This window comes from Acidovorax sp. GW101-3H11, assembly GCF_001633105.1.
In the GTDB taxonomy this organism is placed as follows: Bacteria; Pseudomonadota; Gammaproteobacteria; order Burkholderiales; family Burkholderiaceae_C; genus Acidovorax.
In genome coordinates, this window is the sequence record NZ_LUKZ01000025.1 from 45,922 (window position 1) to 61,808 (window position 15,887).

Here is a 15,887-nt window from a genome sequence, read left to right on the forward strand (position 1 = left end):
CATGCCTGCTTGTAGTTGCCTCAGACTACTAAATTGATAGCTGCCAGCGCATACCCATCAGGCGGAAACGCCCAATTTGACTCCAAACCCAGCAAGACCAACTGCCTGCTGGGCTTTGAGCAGCCCGCAGCCGCTGGATGCAACAGCGCCACAGGCAAACCCGCCAGCACCAAGAACCTGAACAACCTGCTGGCCGATGACGGCGACGACGGAGACAGCGACAAGGCCCCCCAGGGCGAACAGCCCGGCCTTATCCAGCAACTGCTCAACTTCTTCTTCAGCAAACTCTGGAGCCCCGCCACCAGCGATGCCGAGAAACTGGGCTGGACCTATGTGTACGCAGAAGACGGCAGCCTGCTGGCCGAGTACGGGGAAGGCAGCGCCGCCACCTCAGGCAGCGCGCAATACCTGTGGCTGCCCACGGCCAATGGCCCCATGCCCATTGCGGCAGTGGTCAACGGCCAGACCTACGCCGTGCACAGCGACCACCTGAACACCCCCAGAAAACTCACCCAGGCCAATGCCCATTGCGGCAGTGGTCAACGGCCAGACCTACGCCGTGCACAGCGACCACCTGAACACCCCCAGAAAACTCACCCAGGCCAATGGGCAGGCGGTGTGGCAGTGGGCGTACAGTGCGTTTGGGGATGAACAGCCGACCACGGCGGCCAAGCGGTTTACGAGTGAGATGACAAACCCGACGACGGGGGCGACCAGCACCCCCGAAGTCACGTTCAACCTGCGGTATCCGGGGCAGTATTTCGACAAGGAGACGAATCTCCATTACAACTACTTCCGGACGTATGCGCCGGGTACGGGGCGGTATACGCAGGGGGATCCGATTGGGCTGGGTGGGGGATTCAACAGGTTTGCCTATGTGGAAGGCAACCCTCTCTCGATGACTGATCCGACAGGAGAGATCGCGTTTCTTCCGATCCTGATTGGCATCGGCGCGGGGTACGCTTTTGACTACGCTCTGGAGCAATACAAGAAAGAGCACTGTACGTGCAAGGAGACACCGGCTGGTCCGGTTGTCAACGCGGCGGCGGGTGGTGCTGTTGGCGGATCCGGTCCGTTTGCCAGCAAGCCGAGAGGTGGTGTTGCTGGTGGTGGGCCTGCAGGCAGAGCAACTTCATCTTTTAGCCAGATAAACCATGCGGCGGCAAGTAGTGGCCGGTACTCTGTTGCTACCCGAAACTGGATTACCAAGGTTCTTCGGAGGTTGCCATATGCTGGTGCCGCCTTGGCGGGCTATGAACTCTACGACGCCTTTACTTGCGATTAATATCTATGGAAAGCGAACTGTCAATCGAGCTACGTGAATACCTTAAGCGTTGCGGCCTATCAGAAAACAAAATCGCGCAATGCAGAGGCAGCACGCGCATGTATCACGACCTTGGCCTCTATGGCGACATCGCGGAGGCGGACATGGAGGTGTTGGCTGATCACTATCTCGTCGATCTGAGCGGCTTCGAGTTCGAGAGATTCTTTCCACCAGAATTTGCGGGTAAGAGCCCACTGACTCGTGCGCTGCTTTGGATGGTACCTTTCGCTGAAAAGGCAACAAGGAAAGATTATGAGTATTTACCATTAACTCTTGAAATGATTGAGCGTGCGATGCGAACCAAGCAGTGGCACGTGGATTAATTGGTTTGCTTATGTGGATGGGGTCAGACCTCAATACTGTTCGGTTAGTGAATCACCTTCTGCTGGAATTTTCATGAAATCACTATTTTCAGTTCTCAAACTGCAGTTCTGGATTGGCTTTATTGGCACTTTGTTACTTTCTCCCGTTTTGTACATCGTAGAGATACTTGGAGGATCCATCCAGCGGTTTGGACCATTCATGAGCGAGCAATGGGGTCAGGTCTTGCCTTTTGCCTGAATCACCAAACGGAGGATCCAAACTGAAGTGCAACCCGCCCCACGCATGCCTGCTTGTAGTTGCCCCAGACTACTAAATTGATAGCTGCCAGCGCATACCCATCAGGCGGAAACGCCCAATTTGACTCAAAACCCAGCAAGGCCAACCGCCTGCTGGTCTTTGAGCAGCCCGCTGCCGCTGGGTGCAACAGCGCCGCAGGCAAACCCGCCAGCACCAAGAACCTCAACAACCTGCTGGCCAACGATGGCGACGAAGACAGGGAGCCCCAGGGCGAACAGCCCGGCCTTATCCAGCAACTGCTCAACTTCTTCTTCAGCAAACTCTGGGGCCCAGCCACCAGCGACGCCGAGAAACTGGGCTGGACCTATGTGTACGCAGAAGACGGCAGCCTGCTGGCCGAATATGGGGAAGGCAGCGCCACCACGTCAGGCAGCGCGCAATACCTCTGGCTGCCCACGGCCAACGGGCCCATGCCCATTGCGGCAGTGGTCAACGGCCAAACCTATGCCGTGCACAGTGACCACCTGAACACCCCCAGAAAACTCACCCAGGCCAATGGGCAGGCGGTGTGGCAGTGGGCGTACAGTGCGTTTGGGGATGAGCAGCCCACCACGGCGGCCAAGCGGTTTACGAGTGAGATGACAAACCCGACGACGGGCGCGACCAGCACCCCGGATGTCACGTTCAACCTGCGGTATCCGGGGCAGTACTTTGATAAGGAGACGGGGCTCCATTACAACTACTTCCGGACTTATGCGCCCGGTACGGGAAGGTATACGCAGGGGGATCCGATTGGGTTGGATGGGGGGTGGAATCGGTTTAGTTATGTGGGGGGGAATCCACTTAGTAAGAGTGATCCACTAGGTCTCACTGAAACATGCAGTGGTACAGATTGTGCAAATCCCCCATTTGACCCATCTCCAAATGGACCAACTCCCGGTGGTGGACCGAAAACTCCATCTAGTCGGAATGACAACTCGGCTTCAGGCGCGTTGTGCGAAAGATTTGAAGAGAAGCCCTTCAAGAAATGGATTTGCGAGAAATGTGTATCTGCTGCATGTTCGGCGGGCATTGTTTCCAGTGCTCTTTGCTGCGGTGAAGCTCACCGGCAATGCGTCATAAGAGAGAAGTCCGAGAGCAGGGATGGGGCAGAATGTGCAGCTCAATTGATGACTTGTAACGCATTCGGTGGGAGAGGGAGTAAGTAAAAAATGAAGTCGGATCACCAAGCGATTTGGTTCTGTCTTGCCTGCTTTGCAGGATTCATCGGAGTCAATCTAGTTGCTCCGATAGTTCTTTCTGTGGAGTTGCTTCCAAGTGGATATGCGTATCTTTTGACAAAAAACGTAGCATACGCGGCAATCGTTGGTACTCTGGCCGCATGGTTGCTCAAGTCCTTTATGCCCTCCAAGGTTTTGATGTGGATTGGTATCGGTAATTTTGTGTTGCCTATGGTTTTTTCTTTGGGGGGGTTGTGGTTGTTCACGGACGCACTTTCCCACGTCTCCACTCACACCATAGGTGGTTTTTTTGTCGAAGGAGCTATTTATGGCGCATTTGCAGCCATTTGGTGGACTCTTCTGCGAGTATTTATCTTCAGATCAAACGATGAAGAATCGAAAAAATAACGTTGTGAAGCAACAGGGTCAGGTCTTGCCTTTTGCCTAAATCACAGAATGCAGGATTCAAACTGAAGTGAAACCCGCCCCAGGCATGCCTGCTTGTAGCTGCCTCAGACTACTAAATTGATAGCTGCCAGCGCATGCCCATCAGGCGGAAACGCCCAATTTGGCTCCAAACCCAGCAAGGCCAACCGCCTGCTGGGCCTTGCGCAGCCCGCAGCCGCTGGATGCAATAGCGCCGCAGGCAAACCCGCCAACACCAAGAACCTGAACAACCTGCTGGCCGATGACGGCGATGACGGCAATAAGAGCAACGGGGTCAGGTCTTGCCTTTTGCCTAAATCACAGAAGGCAGGATTCAAACCGAAGTGAAATCCACCCCACACATGCCTGCTTGTAGTTGCCCCAGACTACTAAATTGATAGCTGCCAGCGCATACCCATCAGGCGGAAACGCCCAATTTGGCTCTAAACCCAGCAAGGCCAACCGCCTGCTGGGCTTTGAGCAGCCCGCTGCCGCTGGGTGCAACAGCGCCGCAGGCAAACCCGCCAGCACCAAGAACCTGAACAACCTGCTGGCCGATGATGGCGATGACGGAGACAGCGACAAGGCTCCCCAGGGCGAACAGCCCGGCCTTATCCAGCAACTGCTCAACTTCTTCTTCAGCAAACTCTGGAGCCCCGCCACCAGCGATGCCGAGAAACTGGGCTGGACCTATGTGTACGCAGAAGACGGCAGCCTGCTGGCCGAATACGGTGAAGGCAGCGCCGCCACCTCGGGCAGCGCGCAATACCTGTGGCTGCCCACGGCCAATGGCCCCATGCCCATTGCGGCAGTGGTCAACGGCCAGACCTACGCCGTGCACAGCGACCACCTGAACACCCCCAGAAAACTCACCCAGGCCAATGGGCAGGCGGTGTGGCAGTGGCCCACGGCCAATGGCCCCATGCCCATTGCGGCAGTGGTCAACGGCCAGACCTACGCCGTGCACAGCGACCACCTGAACACCCCCAGAAAACTCACCCAGGCCAATGGGCAGGCGGTGTGGCAGTGGGCGTACAGTGCGTTTGGGGATGAGCAGCCGACCACGGCGGCCAAGCGGTTTACGAGTGAGATGACTGTCCCGACGACGGGGGCGACCAGCATTCCTGATGTCACATTCAACCTGCGCTATCCGGGGCAGTACTTTGATAAGGAGACGGGGCTCCATTACAACTACTTCCGCACGTATGCGCCGGGTACGGGGCGGTATACGCAGGGGGATCCGATTGGGTTGGATGGGGGGTGGAATCGGTTTGGGTATGTCGGGGGGAATCCGCTGAGCTTCGTGGATCCCTTCGGATTGACTTGGGAGGACGTTATTAAGGCAATGGCAGCGTTGAGTTGCGATTCTGCAAGATACAACTCAAATGCGAATGTCAGGTTTGGTGACCCGGGCAAGGGAAATTTTGGAGCTACTGATTTTTGGACTGGCCACATTACGCTCAGCTCTAAGGACTTCGAGGGGGCCCTGACAGATTCGATGCGCCTGCATTTGCTTAGAAATCTGGCCCACGAATATATGCATTCCAACCAGAGTCGCCCATCAAGAGCTGCAATGAATCTGGACGACCTCCTCGGTGAGCCACTGGGGTTGCATGATGTATTGGGTCGCAAAGCGTATGACATTCCAGACAATGTCTGGAATGCATGGAACAACAAGAACACTTGTACTTGTTCAAAGTAGGATTATCTTGTGACGTTAAATCGCACCTTCTTTGTTTTTCTGCTTGTAGTTGTCTGTGCGGGCTGGGCAATCTTCACCATGAGGCCAGAGGCATTGCTTATGGCGTTTTTCCTGGTATTGGGCTTTGCACACAAGCATTTCAGACGCAGCAATCGAGCGGTGATCTCTGCGGCTGCGCTTGTCGCATTGGCACCGTTTTCACCGATCGGGATAACGCTGTCGCACTCTCCGGCTGGGCCGAAGCTCGTTGAATGCTGTCCGGACAGATTTTTATCCCCTGAACATAATCAGTCTGCTAAAGAATCTGCAAAACGCGGTGAGTGCCATCTGTGTAGCGATGTAGTTACTGGGTTTGAGCCGAAGCGTTACATCGTCTGGTAGCTACCGTGCCTTCAAGTTACCGGGAAATTGGTAATTGATGGGGTCGGGTCTTGCCTTCTTAACCCGCGCTGCACCGCGAGGCCTTGAGCGCGCGCACTGAGCCATGACACACCAGGGTGTAGCGGCCTCAGCCATTCGCTGAAGCCGTGGCTTGTTCAAACACAAACCCCAGCGCGCGGATCTCGTCCTCGCTCATATGCACCTCTAGGGATTCTCTGCACGAATCCCCAAGCGATGTGATTGGGTCCGTAACGGGGTCAGGTCTTGTCTTTTGCCTAAATCACAGGATGCAGGATTCAAACTGAAGTGAAACCCGCCCCAGGCATGCCTGCTTGTAGCTGCCTCAGACTACTAAATTGATAGCTGCCAGCGCATACCCATCAGGCGGAAACGCCCAATTTGACTCAAAACCCAGCAAGGCCAACCGCCTGCAGGGCTTTGAGCAGCCCGCAGCCGCTGGATGCAACAGCCCCACAGGCAAACCCGCCAGCACCAAGAACCTGAACAACCTGCTGGCCGATGACGGCGATGACGACAAGAACCCCCAGGGCGAACAGCCCGGTCTCATCCAGCAACTGCTCAACTTCTTCTTCAGCAAACTCTGGAGCCCTGCCACCAGCGATGCCGAGAAGCTGGGCTGGACCTATGTGTACGCAGAAGACGGCAGCCTGCTGGCCGAGTACGGTGAAGGCAGCGCCGCCACCTCAGGCAGCGCGCAATACCTGTGGCTGCCCACGGCCAATGGCCCCATGCCCATTGCGGCAGTGCTCAACGGCCAGACCTATGCCGTGCACAGCGACCACCTGAACACCCCCAGAAAACTCACCCAGGCCAATGGACAGGCGGTATGGCAGTGGGCGTACAGTGCGTTTGGGGATGAGCAGCCGACGACGGCGGCCAAGCGGTTTACGAGTGAGATGACTGTCCCGACTACGGGTGCGACCAGCACCCCAGACGTCACGTTCAACCTGCGGTATCCGGGGCAGTACTTTGATAAGGAGACGGGGCTCCATTACAACTACTTCCGGACGTATGCGCCGGGTACGGGGCGGTATACGCAGGCTGATCCGATTGGGCTGGATGGGGGATTCAACCGATTTAGCTATGTGGGGGGGAATCCGCTGAGTCGCATTGATCCACTTGGTTTGCAAGCGATCATTGTTCCCAGCCCAGGTAGGCCACCTAGGACAGTTGATCCTAACTTTCCCCCTGGAGTAGGACCCAACCAGCAAAGCGATTCGGCCCTGCAGGAGCTCATTGAGCGCGAAGCGAACAGGAGAGAGTACAAGAATGCCTGTAACGAGCCACCACCACCTGGGTTGAACTCGTGCGAGCGTGCAAAGTGGGAATTGAAAAAATGGCAGAGCTGCAAGGACCTCCGCGAGGCGAATACCAATAGATGGTGGGGTGGCCAAGACATGCGACATGATCCTCAAACAATGACGGACATTGATACCAACATTTTTTATGCTAAGCGAGCGATCAGAAGGATTTGCAAAGAGGAATGCCCTTGAGATGTGCATCATGCAATTAATAGATCGCATTGACCGCGGCTTCAAGGCTGCCAACTTTCCTCGGAAAGGTGGTCTCGTCGATGGCTCTCTGTCGCAGCAAGATTGTGGGTTTGAAGTGGCTGCCGATTTAGAGTACTGGCGTGATAGAGATCCAGACGAGCGCTTGCTGCGTGAGATGCACCAGGAACTTCGCAAGCTATCTCCAGATGCGACACGATGGATCCTGCCGCACTATCTCCGGTACTCTCTCACCGAGAAGGCAAAATACACTCGGATGGAGACTTCATTCTTTGTTCTGAGTCTGGTTTCTCGCAGCGATGGAGATTTTCAACAAATCGCAAAAAGATTATCTTCAATGAGTGGTGAGCAAATAGAGTGCTTGGCAAAAGTACTTGAGCACTTGAATTCTGAATCGGACTGGTCAGAATATATGGGGGAAAGCATTGAGGCCGCGCTCGCCACTTTGAAAAGTCTTGAGCGTTGACAGTCAGAAAAATTCTGAATCTCGCACTCCTCTTAGGATGTCCGAGCAATGGGATCAGGTCTCAATACTGTTCGGTTAGATCCAATTTCCATGAACCGGCAATCCTGTAAGTCATTGATTTATATGGTTGCAGAACCATAAACCGAACAGTATTGGATCAGGTCTTGTCTTTTGCCTAGATATCGAAGCAAAGGATTCAAACTGAAGTGAAACCCGCCCCAGGCATGCCTGCTTGTTGCTGCCTCATACTACTAAATTGATAGCTGCCAGCGCATACCCATCAGGCGGAAACGCCCAATTTGACTCAAAACCCAGCAAGGCCAACCGCCTGCTGGGCTTTGAGCAGCCCGCAGCCGATGGATGCAACAGCGCCACAGGCAAACCCGCCAGTACCAAGAACCTCAACAACCTGCTGGCCGACGATGGCGACGACGACAAGGCCCCCCAGGGCGAACAACCCGGCCTCATCCAGCAACTGCTCAACTTCTTCTTCAGCAAACTCTGGAGCCCCGCCACCAGCGACGCCGAGAAGCTGGGCTGGACCTATGTGTACGCAGAAGACGGCAGCCTGCTGGCCGAATACGGTGAAGGCAGCGCCGCCACCTCAGGCAGCGCGCAGTACCTGTGGCTGCCCACGGCCAACGGGCCCATGCCCATTGCGGCTGTGGTCAACGGCCAGACGTATGCCGTGCACAGCGACCACCTGAACACCCCCAGAAAACTCACCCAGGCCAATGGGCAGGCCGTGTGGCAGTGGGCGTACAGTGCGTTTGGGGATGAACAGCCGACCACGGCGGCCAAGCGGTTTACGAGTGAGATGACTAACCCGACGACGGGGGCGACCAGCATTCCTGATGTCACATTCAACCTGCGGTATCCGGGGCAGTACTTTGATAAGGAGACGGGGCTCCACTACAACTACTTCCGGACTTATGCGCCGGGTACGGGGCGGTATACGCAGGGGGATCCGATTGGGTTGGATGGGGGGTGGAATCGGTTTAACTATGCGGAGGGAGATCCGCTCATTTTTACGGATCCACTCGGTCTTTTCAAAATCCCCCTCATCGACGACTTCTATACAGGAAAGACCATTGCCTGCCTCGAATTGGAAAAGGAGCAGTGGGGCAAGTGGCTCCGAGAAGCTCACTCTACGCCTATGGCTGAATTGAGTCCTAGTCAGTGGTATGTAATGCAAAATGCAACCAGTGAGATGAGTCGAATAATAGTTCAACAGGGCAATTTGATGGGAGCAACTGTTGGAGCGGAACCTTTGAAATTGCCTAGAAAACCCATTCCTGCAAAATCTATAGCAATGGGACTAGGCATGACATGCGGGTGCAAGTAAGTTGCTCAGAAGGGATGTCTAAATGTCAGATTGGGTTGAGGTACTTATTTGGTGCTTGGGATTTGTTTTGCTGCACGAAGGCATTGCGCGCAGTGTGCAGAGAATTAATGATCGGAAAACATTTTCTGCCGTCTCATTGGGTGTGTTGACACTTCTTTCTGGTACTATTTTCTGGTACCAGAGTGCTCGAGGATATGAGCAGCTATACGATACCCAACTGCTTCATAAATCCGAAAAAGAACTGAAAATCAGAATAGAGAAATTTGAAGAACTTGAACCACCTCAACGTAGCGAAGCAAGTGTCAAATTGGCCAGGCTGGCATTTGCAAATGGCGAGGACGATTTAAAAGTTTTTTCTGAAGAGGGTGGGTGGACGCCCTTCAAACCCGACGTGCAAGACTGGAAGGAGCGAGACCTCAGACACAAAATGCTGACAGAGATGAATCAGCGGCGACAAGACTTGCTTTTGGGTTTAGTAACTGCAGAGCGAGATTGGAAAAAGTGGTTTGCTAGTTTGTTGATCGGAATCCTGACTGGGCTTATGGGAGGCTACTCCCGTAGAAAGACCATCGACATATTTAGGATCCGATAGTGGATCGGCAGCCGAGCCAGCCCTGAGTGGTGATGGGTTCATGGCTTGCCTTTTGCCTAAATCACAAAAAATGCAGGATTCAAGCTGAAATGTGACCCGCCCCACATATGTCGGCTTGTAGCTATTGAGTAGTCCTAAATTGATAGCTATCAGAGCTTGTCCATCAGGCGGAAACGCCCAATTTGGCTCCAAACCCAGCAAGACCAACGGCCTGCTGGGCCTTGCGCAACCCGCAGCCGCTGGATGCAACAGCGCCGCAGGCAAACCCGCCAGCACCAAGAACCTGAACAACCTGCTGGCCGATGACGGCGATGACGGAGACAGCGACAAGGCCTCCCAGGGCGAACAGCCCGGCCTTATCCAGCAATTGCTCAACTTCTTCTTCAGCAAACTCTGGAGCCCCGCCACCAGCGATGCCGAGAAGCTGGGCTGGACCTTCAGGCATTCGAGGCGCTGCTCAACCCGCGCTGCACTGCGAGGCCTTGGCACGCGCATTGAGCCGTGACACAACAGGGTGTACCGGCCTCAGCCGTTCGCTGTAGCCGTGGTTTGTTCAAACACAAACCCCAGAGCGCGGATCTCGTCCTCGCTCATGTGCACCTCTATCAGCTCTGGCTGTCTCGCTTCGACTGCGCGGCGGCGCTCATAGTTGGTGGGAGGGCCATTGTCGATCTGGCGGCGATCTTTGCCGCTGCGCCGCTCCGCGCCTCTTCTGTGTTCGACGGTCATGCTGCTGGTGGGTTGATTGGGATGAATGTTTGGATGTGTTTTGGAGACTCCCCTTTGCGCCATTTGGCTGAACCCCATGCAACGCGTTGTCGCTTTTTGACTGCCTGCAAAGGATCGGGAAGTGCGATTTGAAAGATACCGCTGCCCAACACCTGTGAGAAGGAGGCATGACATTTGTTGACGATCCGCGCCGCCGGAACATGTCAAAGATGTGAAGGTAGCGGTCGCATCCCGAAGCGGAGGATGCAAGCTGAAGTGCAGCCCGCCCCGCATGTGCGGGCTTTCAGCTGTCCAAGACTTCAAAATTGATAGCTATCAGCGCTTATCCATAGCGCGGAAACGCCCAATTTGGCTCCAAACCCAGCAAGGCCAACCGGCCTGCCAGCACGCCGCGCATCCTTCCTCACACGCCCTGGCTCTGACCAGTCCCGGCTTGCCTGCCAAGCCCTGGTGCCCACTAATCCTTCACCAGCGCCCACACCAGCGCCACCCCCGCCGCCACCAGGTCGCCCGTGAATGAGCTGTCGGCAGCATCGCTGCTGCTGGTGAACGCGCGCTTTTGCCGCTCGCGCTCGGCACGGCTGCGGTCGCGTTCCAGGGCCACCAGGGCGTCGCCGATGTCCACCGAGGGGGTGGCGTGGGTGGTGCGCTCACTGCTGGCCTTGGCGTAGCCCTCCATGGCGCGCACCACGGCGTCGGGGTCGATGAGGGAGAACGCGGCGCGGCAGTAGGGGCAGGCGTGGTCCTTGCGGATGTCCACGGGAGCGCCGCAGCTGGTGCAGTAGATAGCGCCCACGCGTTTGGCCAGGTCGTCGATCTCGGGGCGCGTCATGTGGCGCACAAAGCCTTTTTCGACCATGAAGGACGAGAAGGTGCTGAAGCGGCCATGCAGGCGCCCGCAGCGGTAGATCATGTAGCGGCCGCTGCGCACCACGTCGAAGCCCTTGGCCAGGCTGGTGTTGCAGCGTGGGCAGGCCATGCGCTCTGCCAGGGGCTGGTGCTGGTCGGTGCGGTGTTCGTGCAGCAGGCGGAACAGCTCGACCACCGATTGGGGCGCGAGCTTGAGGTTTTCGTGCCGGTCAAACCACAGGCCCTGGCAGGCAAAACAGATGTCCAGCTCCAGCGTGTGCCCCTGGTTGCTGGTGAACCGGTGGGCCTCCATGGGCTGGCGGCAGGAGGGGCAGGACGGCAGAGAGTGCATGGCGGCGGTGCCTGTAGGCGGCAGAGCGGGGATTGGCCCAAATGCTAACCCGGCGCAAGGCGGGCGGGCGCCGGGCGCATGACGCGCAGGTTCACGGCAACGCCCTGCCCATCCACTAGCATTCGCGCCTCAACAACAAGGAACCAACCAGATGGGATTCATGAACTGGCGCGCAAAAAGCGCCGATGTGCTGCAACAAGGCGGGGTGATTGCGCCCGACGAGCGGCTGCCCTGGCCGCAGACGGCGGTGATGGGGGTGCAGCACGTGATTGCGATGTTTGGGGCCACGGTGCTGGCGCCCATCCTGATGGGCTTTGACCCGAACGTGGCGATTTTGATGAGCGGCGTGGGCACGCTGATCTTCTTCCTGATCACCGGCGGCAAGGTGCCCAGTTACCTGGGGTCGAGCTTTGCGTTCATTGGCGTGGTGATTGCGGCCACAGGCTATGCGGGCCAGGGGCCCAATGCCAACATTGCCGTGGCGCTGGGCGGCATCATCGCGTGTGGTTTGCTCTACACGCTGATTGGCGCGCTGGTGCAGGCGGTGGGCACGGGCTGGATCGAGCGCTTCATGCCGCCCGTGGTCACGGGCTCGGTGGTGGCGGTGATCGGCCTGAACCTGGCGGGCATTCCCATCAAGAACATGGCGGCGAGCAACTTCGACAGCTGGATGCAGGTGGTGACCTTCGTGAGCGTGGGCCTGGTGGCCGTGCTCACGCGCGGCATGGTGCAGCGCCTGCTGATCCTGGTGGGGCTGATCGTGGCGAGCATCATCTACGCGGTGCTCACCAACGGCATGGGCCTGGGCAAGCCGATTGACTTCTCCATCCTGGCCAACGCCGCCTGGGTGGGCATGCCCAACTTCGCGGCGCCGGTGTTCGACGGCAACGCCATGCTGCTGATCGCCCCCGTGGCCATCATTCTCGTGGCCGAGAACCTGGGCCACATCAAGGCCGTGACGGCCATGACCGGCCGCGACCTGGACCGCTACATGGGCCGAGCGTTCATCGGCGACGGCGTGGCCACCATGGTCAGCGGCGGCGTGGGCGGCACGGGCGTGACCACCTATGCCGAGAACATCGGCGTGATGGCGGCGACCAAGATCTACTCCACCGCCGTGTTCTTCCTGGCGGGCGTGTTCGCGCTGGTGCTGGGCTTCAGCCCCAAGTTCGGCGCGCTGATCCAGACCATCCCGCTGCCGGTGATGGGCGGCGTCTCCATCGTGGTGTTCGGCCTGATCGCAGTGGCCGGCGCCAAGATCTGGGTGGACAACAAGGTGGACTTCTCGCAGAACAAGAACCTGATCGTGGCGGCCATCACCCTCATCCTGGGCACGGGCGACTTCACGCTCAAGTTCGGCCAGTTCGCGCTGGGCGGCATCGGCACGGCCACCTTCGGCGCCATCCTGCTGTATGCCTTGCTCAATCGCAAAGGCTGAGCAAACTTGTAAGGGTTAACCCTGAATCTGTAAGTTGCAACCGCTAGGATTTCGGTTTTGACCGGGGCCTGCGCCATGCGGCGAGGCCCCTTTTGTTTTTCTGCGGAGCCTGTTTCCATGTCCCTGGCCGACCGGGTGCTCTACCCCGACTTTCTTTCCCGCACGATGTCCGCCGACGAAGCGGCCGCCCTGATCCCCGCCGGTGCCCATGTGGGCATGAGCGGCTTCACCGGCGCAGGCTATCCCAAGGCCGTGCCCGGTGCGCTGGCGCGCCGCATCGAGAGCCTGAACGCGCAGGGCAAGGGGTTTCGCATCGGCCTGTGGACAGGTGCATCGACTGCACCGGAGCTCGACGGCGCGCTGGCCCAGGTCGACGGCATCGAGATGCGCCTGCCCTACCAGTCCGACCCCACGGTGCGCCGCCAGATCAATGCGGGCCATATGCAGTACGTGGACATCCACCTGTCCCACGTGGCGCAGTTCGTGTGGTTCGGCTTCCTGGGCAAGCTGGACGTGGCCGTGGTCGAGGTGGCGGGCGTGCTGCCGGACGGTCGGCTGATCCCCTCGTCCTCGGTGGGCAACAACAAGACCTGGCTGGACCAGGCCGACAAGGTCATCCTGGAGGTCAATGCCTGGCACAACCCGCAGCTCGAGGGCATGCACGACATCTACTACGGCACCGACCTGCCGCCACACCGCCGCCCCATCCCGATGACGCGGCCCGACGAGCGCATCGGCGAGCCCTACCTGCGCTGCGACCCCGCCAAGGTGATCGCCGTGGTGATGACCGACCAGCCCGACCGCAACAGCGTCTACGCCGCGCCCGACGACACGTCCAACCGCATCGCGGGCCACATCATCGAGTTCCTGCAGCACGAGGTGAAGAAGGGCCGGCTGCCCAAGGACCTGCTGCCGCTGCAGTCGGGCGTGGGCAACATCGCCAACGCGGTGCTCGCGGGGCTGAACAACGGCCCGTTCGAGAACCTCACGGCCTACACCGAGGTGCTGCAGGACGGCATGCTGGACATGCTGCGCTCGGGCACGCTGGCGAGCGCATCGGCCACGGCGCTGTCGCTGAGCCCGGCGGCCATGCAGGACTTCAACGAGCGCATCGACTACTACAAGCAGCGCATCGTGCTGCGCCCGCAGGAGATCAGCAACCACCCCGAGCTGATCCGCCGCATGGGCCTGATCGCGATGAACGGCATGATCGAGGCCGACATCTACGGCAACGTGAACAGCACGCACATCATGGGCTCGGCCATCATGAACGGCATTGGCGGTTCGGGCGACTTTGCGCGCAATGCCTACCTGTCGATCTTCATGACGCCCTCGCTGGCCAAGAACGGCAGCATCTCGTGCATCGTGCCCATGGCCTCGCATGTGGACCACACCGAGCACGATGTGCAGATCCTCGTCACCGAACAGGGGTTGGCCGACCTGCGTGGGCACTCGCCCTCGCAGCGGGCCGAAATCATCATCGACCGCTGCGCACACCCCGACTTCCGCCCGGCCCTGCATGACTATGTGGCACGCGCCAAGCGTGGCGCCGTGGGCCAGCACACGCCGCACCTGCTGAACGAGGCGCTGTCGTGGCACCAGCGGTATGTGGAGACGGGCAGCATGCGCGCCCCTGCCAACCCCGCCAACCCGGGGTAAAGGTCGCCCCACGGCCCGCAGGCCTTTGACAGCCAAATGGCAGCTTGGGCAGATAAAATCAGGGTTAACCCTAGGTTTCACAACCTCCCCTGTTCAACATCCACCAGCCCCTGCCCCGGGGCTGGTGGCCTTTTTGTCTGCCCATTTTCACCATGCAACGCCGTCAGTTCACCCAATCCCTCGTGGCCGCCAGCGCCGGCCTGCTGCTTGCCCCCTCGTCGCGCGCCGTGGGCGTGCAAGACCCCATGGACGCCAAGAGCGTGACCATTGGCTGCTCGCTGGGAACGACCGGCGCCCTGGCCAGCCTGGGCAAGGAACTCAAGCAGGGGCTGGACGCAGGCTTGGCCCAGGCCAACGCCAAGGGCATCCACGGCCGCGAGATCAAGCTGCTGGCCATGGACGACGGCTACGACGCCGCGCGCTCCGAAGACAACGTGCGCAAGCTGATTGCCGATGCCAATGTGGTGTCGCTGATCTCCTGCATGGGCACGGCCAACAACCAGCGCATCCTGCCGATGGTGGACGAGGCGCAGATCCCCTACGTGGCCCCGCAAAGCGGCGCCACCTCGCTGCGCAAGGCCGAGTACCGCTCGGTGTTCCACGTGCGCGCCAGCTACACCGACGAGGCCCAGCGCCTGGCGCAAAAGCTGGTGTCCATGGGCATCACCGAGCTGGCCGTCGTGTACCAGGACACGGCCTTTGGCCGTGAATTTCTGGCCGATGTGAGCAAGGCCCTGGCCGCAGCGAAGCAGCCTGCGCCCAAGGCCTTCAAGCTCGACGCCCAAGGCGCGCAGGTGGCCGATGTGGTGGGCAAGGCCGTGGCCGCCAAGCCCAATGCGGTGCTGCTGGGCACGGCGGGCGACATCACCGCCACCCTGGTCAACGAGTTCAAGAAGGTCTCGCCCAGCACGCCGCTGGCCGCCACCAGCGTGGCGCTGTCGGGTGACAACCTGCGCCAGCTGGGTGGCAAGGCATCGGGCATTGCGCTGTCGATGGTGCTGCCCGACGCGGCCCGCACGAGCTTTGCCGTGGTGCGCGACTACCAGAAGGCCATGCGCGCACTGGGCTACCAGGAGTTTTCGGCCCGCAGCTTTGAAGGCTACGTGAACGCCCGCGTGCTGGCCGAGGGCCTGGAGCGCGCCGGCCGCGAGCTGACGCGCGCCAAGCTGCGCAACGCCCTCGCAGGCATCCGCAGCAATGACCTGGGCGGCCTGTCCATCGACTACGCAGGCGGCGCACCCTATGTGGGCTCGCGTTTTCTGGACCTGGGCGTGATGGGCGCCAACGGCCGCTTTATCGGCTGACCCTGTG

19 protein-coding genes are annotated in these 15,887 nt (G+C 58.9%); 17 read left to right on the forward strand and 2 right to left on the reverse strand.

From position 1 onward, the window contains the following. Positions 1-33 precede the first annotated feature (33 nt). The 14 genes from A1D30_RS26080 to A1D30_RS26230 all read left to right on the forward strand — a co-directional run bounded on the left by A1D30_RS26080 (position 34) and on the right by A1D30_RS26230 (position 10,054). Positions 34-651, forward strand: coding sequence for a hypothetical protein (locus tag A1D30_RS26080; RefSeq protein ID WP_063462165.1), 618 nt, complete (start codon positions 34-36; stop codon positions 649-651). After that, positions 560-1,285, forward strand: a complete 726-nt coding sequence (locus tag A1D30_RS24905) for an RHS repeat-associated core domain-containing protein (RefSeq protein ID WP_199866013.1) — start codon at positions 560-562, stop codon at positions 1,283-1,285. The genes A1D30_RS26080 and A1D30_RS24905 overlap by 92 nt, the downstream gene beginning before the upstream one ends. Positions 1,286-1,290: 5 nt before the next feature. Next, positions 1,291-1,647 carry a DUF1493 family protein gene (locus A1D30_RS18355; protein ID WP_063462166.1) on the forward strand — a complete coding sequence of 119 codons (357 nt, stop codon included), beginning with the start codon at positions 1,291-1,293 and terminating at the stop codon, positions 1,645-1,647. Positions 1,648-1,720: 73 nt separating this feature from the next. After that, entirely contained in the window at positions 1,721-1,885 is a 165-nt protein-coding gene (locus A1D30_RS25875) for a hypothetical protein (RefSeq protein ID WP_157891345.1), read from the forward strand. Positions 1,886-1,962: 77 nt separating this feature from the next. Then, the gene (locus tag A1D30_RS24910) at positions 1,963-3,093 is read left to right on the forward strand and encodes an RHS repeat-associated core domain-containing protein (RefSeq protein ID WP_082836524.1); all 1,131 of its coding nucleotides are present in this window, start codon (positions 1,963-1,965) and stop codon (positions 3,091-3,093) included. Between the two features lie 3 nt (positions 3,094-3,096). Next, on the forward strand, positions 3,097-3,513 hold the full coding sequence (locus tag A1D30_RS25580; RefSeq protein ID WP_131798486.1) for a hypothetical protein: 417 nt from the start codon (positions 3,097-3,099) through the stop codon (positions 3,511-3,513). A 117-nt stretch (positions 3,514-3,630) separates the two neighbouring features. Further along, positions 3,631-3,879: a hypothetical protein gene (locus tag A1D30_RS26225; RefSeq protein ID WP_131798487.1), complete on the forward strand. Its 249-nt coding sequence runs from the start codon at positions 3,631-3,633 to the stop codon at positions 3,877-3,879. Positions 3,880-3,925: 46 nt separating this feature from the next. After that, positions 3,926-5,233, forward strand: coding sequence for an RHS repeat-associated core domain-containing protein (locus A1D30_RS18360; protein WP_063462167.1), 1,308 nt, complete (start codon positions 3,926-3,928; stop codon positions 5,231-5,233). Between the two features lie 9 nt (positions 5,234-5,242). Next, a complete protein-coding gene (locus A1D30_RS25590) occupies positions 5,243-5,614 on the forward strand; it encodes a hypothetical protein (protein WP_131798488.1) in 372 nt (123 codons plus the stop codon). Positions 5,615-5,970: 356 nt separating this feature from the next. After that, positions 5,971-7,128, forward strand: a complete 1,158-nt coding sequence (locus A1D30_RS18365; RefSeq protein WP_063462168.1) for an RHS repeat-associated core domain-containing protein — start codon at positions 5,971-5,973, stop codon at positions 7,126-7,128. A gap of 10 nt (positions 7,129-7,138) precedes the next feature. Continuing rightward, positions 7,139-7,612, forward strand: a complete 474-nt coding sequence (locus A1D30_RS25595) for a hypothetical protein (protein WP_131798489.1) — start codon at positions 7,139-7,141, stop codon at positions 7,610-7,612. Positions 7,613-7,868: 256 nt separating this feature from the next. Continuing rightward, positions 7,869-8,957 carry an RHS repeat-associated core domain-containing protein gene (locus tag A1D30_RS18370; RefSeq protein WP_063462169.1) on the forward strand — a complete coding sequence of 363 codons (1,089 nt, stop codon included), beginning with the start codon at positions 7,869-7,871 and terminating at the stop codon, positions 8,955-8,957. A 22-nt stretch (positions 8,958-8,979) separates the two neighbouring features. Next, the gene (locus tag A1D30_RS25600; RefSeq protein WP_131798490.1) at positions 8,980-9,549 is read left to right on the forward strand and encodes a hypothetical protein; all 570 of its coding nucleotides are present in this window, start codon (positions 8,980-8,982) and stop codon (positions 9,547-9,549) included. Between the two features lie 139 nt (positions 9,550-9,688). After that, positions 9,689-10,054 (forward strand): hypothetical protein, encoded by a 366-nt coding sequence (locus A1D30_RS26230; protein ID WP_063462170.1) that lies wholly within the window; start codon positions 9,689-9,691, stop codon positions 10,052-10,054. Positions 10,055-10,074: 20 nt separating this feature from the next. Here the strand turns inward: A1D30_RS26230 and A1D30_RS18380 are convergent, their stop codons facing one another. Both A1D30_RS18380 and A1D30_RS18385 read right to left on the reverse strand, forming a co-directional pair. Next, positions 10,075-10,278 (reverse strand): hypothetical protein, encoded by a 204-nt coding sequence (locus tag A1D30_RS18380; RefSeq protein WP_063462171.1) that lies wholly within the window; start codon positions 10,276-10,278, stop codon positions 10,075-10,077. 457 nt (positions 10,279-10,735) lie between these two features. After that, entirely contained in the window at positions 10,736-11,479 is a 744-nt protein-coding gene (locus A1D30_RS18385; protein WP_063462172.1) for a zf-TFIIB domain-containing protein, read from the reverse strand. Positions 11,480-11,630: 151 nt separating this feature from the next. Between A1D30_RS18385 and A1D30_RS18390 the strand changes: the two genes are divergently transcribed. The 3 genes from A1D30_RS18390 to A1D30_RS18400 all read left to right on the forward strand — a co-directional run bounded on the left by A1D30_RS18390 (position 11,631) and on the right by A1D30_RS18400 (position 15,880). Further along, on the forward strand, positions 11,631-12,917 hold the full coding sequence (locus tag A1D30_RS18390; RefSeq protein WP_063462173.1) for a solute carrier family 23 protein: 1,287 nt from the start codon (positions 11,631-11,633) through the stop codon (positions 12,915-12,917). A 117-nt stretch (positions 12,918-13,034) separates the two neighbouring features. Beyond that, positions 13,035-14,576 carry an acetyl-CoA hydrolase/transferase family protein gene (locus A1D30_RS18395; protein ID WP_063462174.1) on the forward strand — a complete coding sequence of 514 codons (1,542 nt, stop codon included), beginning with the start codon at positions 13,035-13,037 and terminating at the stop codon, positions 14,574-14,576. 152 nt (positions 14,577-14,728) lie between these two features. Then, a complete protein-coding gene (locus tag A1D30_RS18400) occupies positions 14,729-15,880 on the forward strand; it encodes an ABC transporter substrate-binding protein (protein ID WP_063462175.1) in 1,152 nt (383 codons plus the stop codon). The last annotated feature ends 7 nt before the right edge of the window (positions 15,881-15,887 follow it).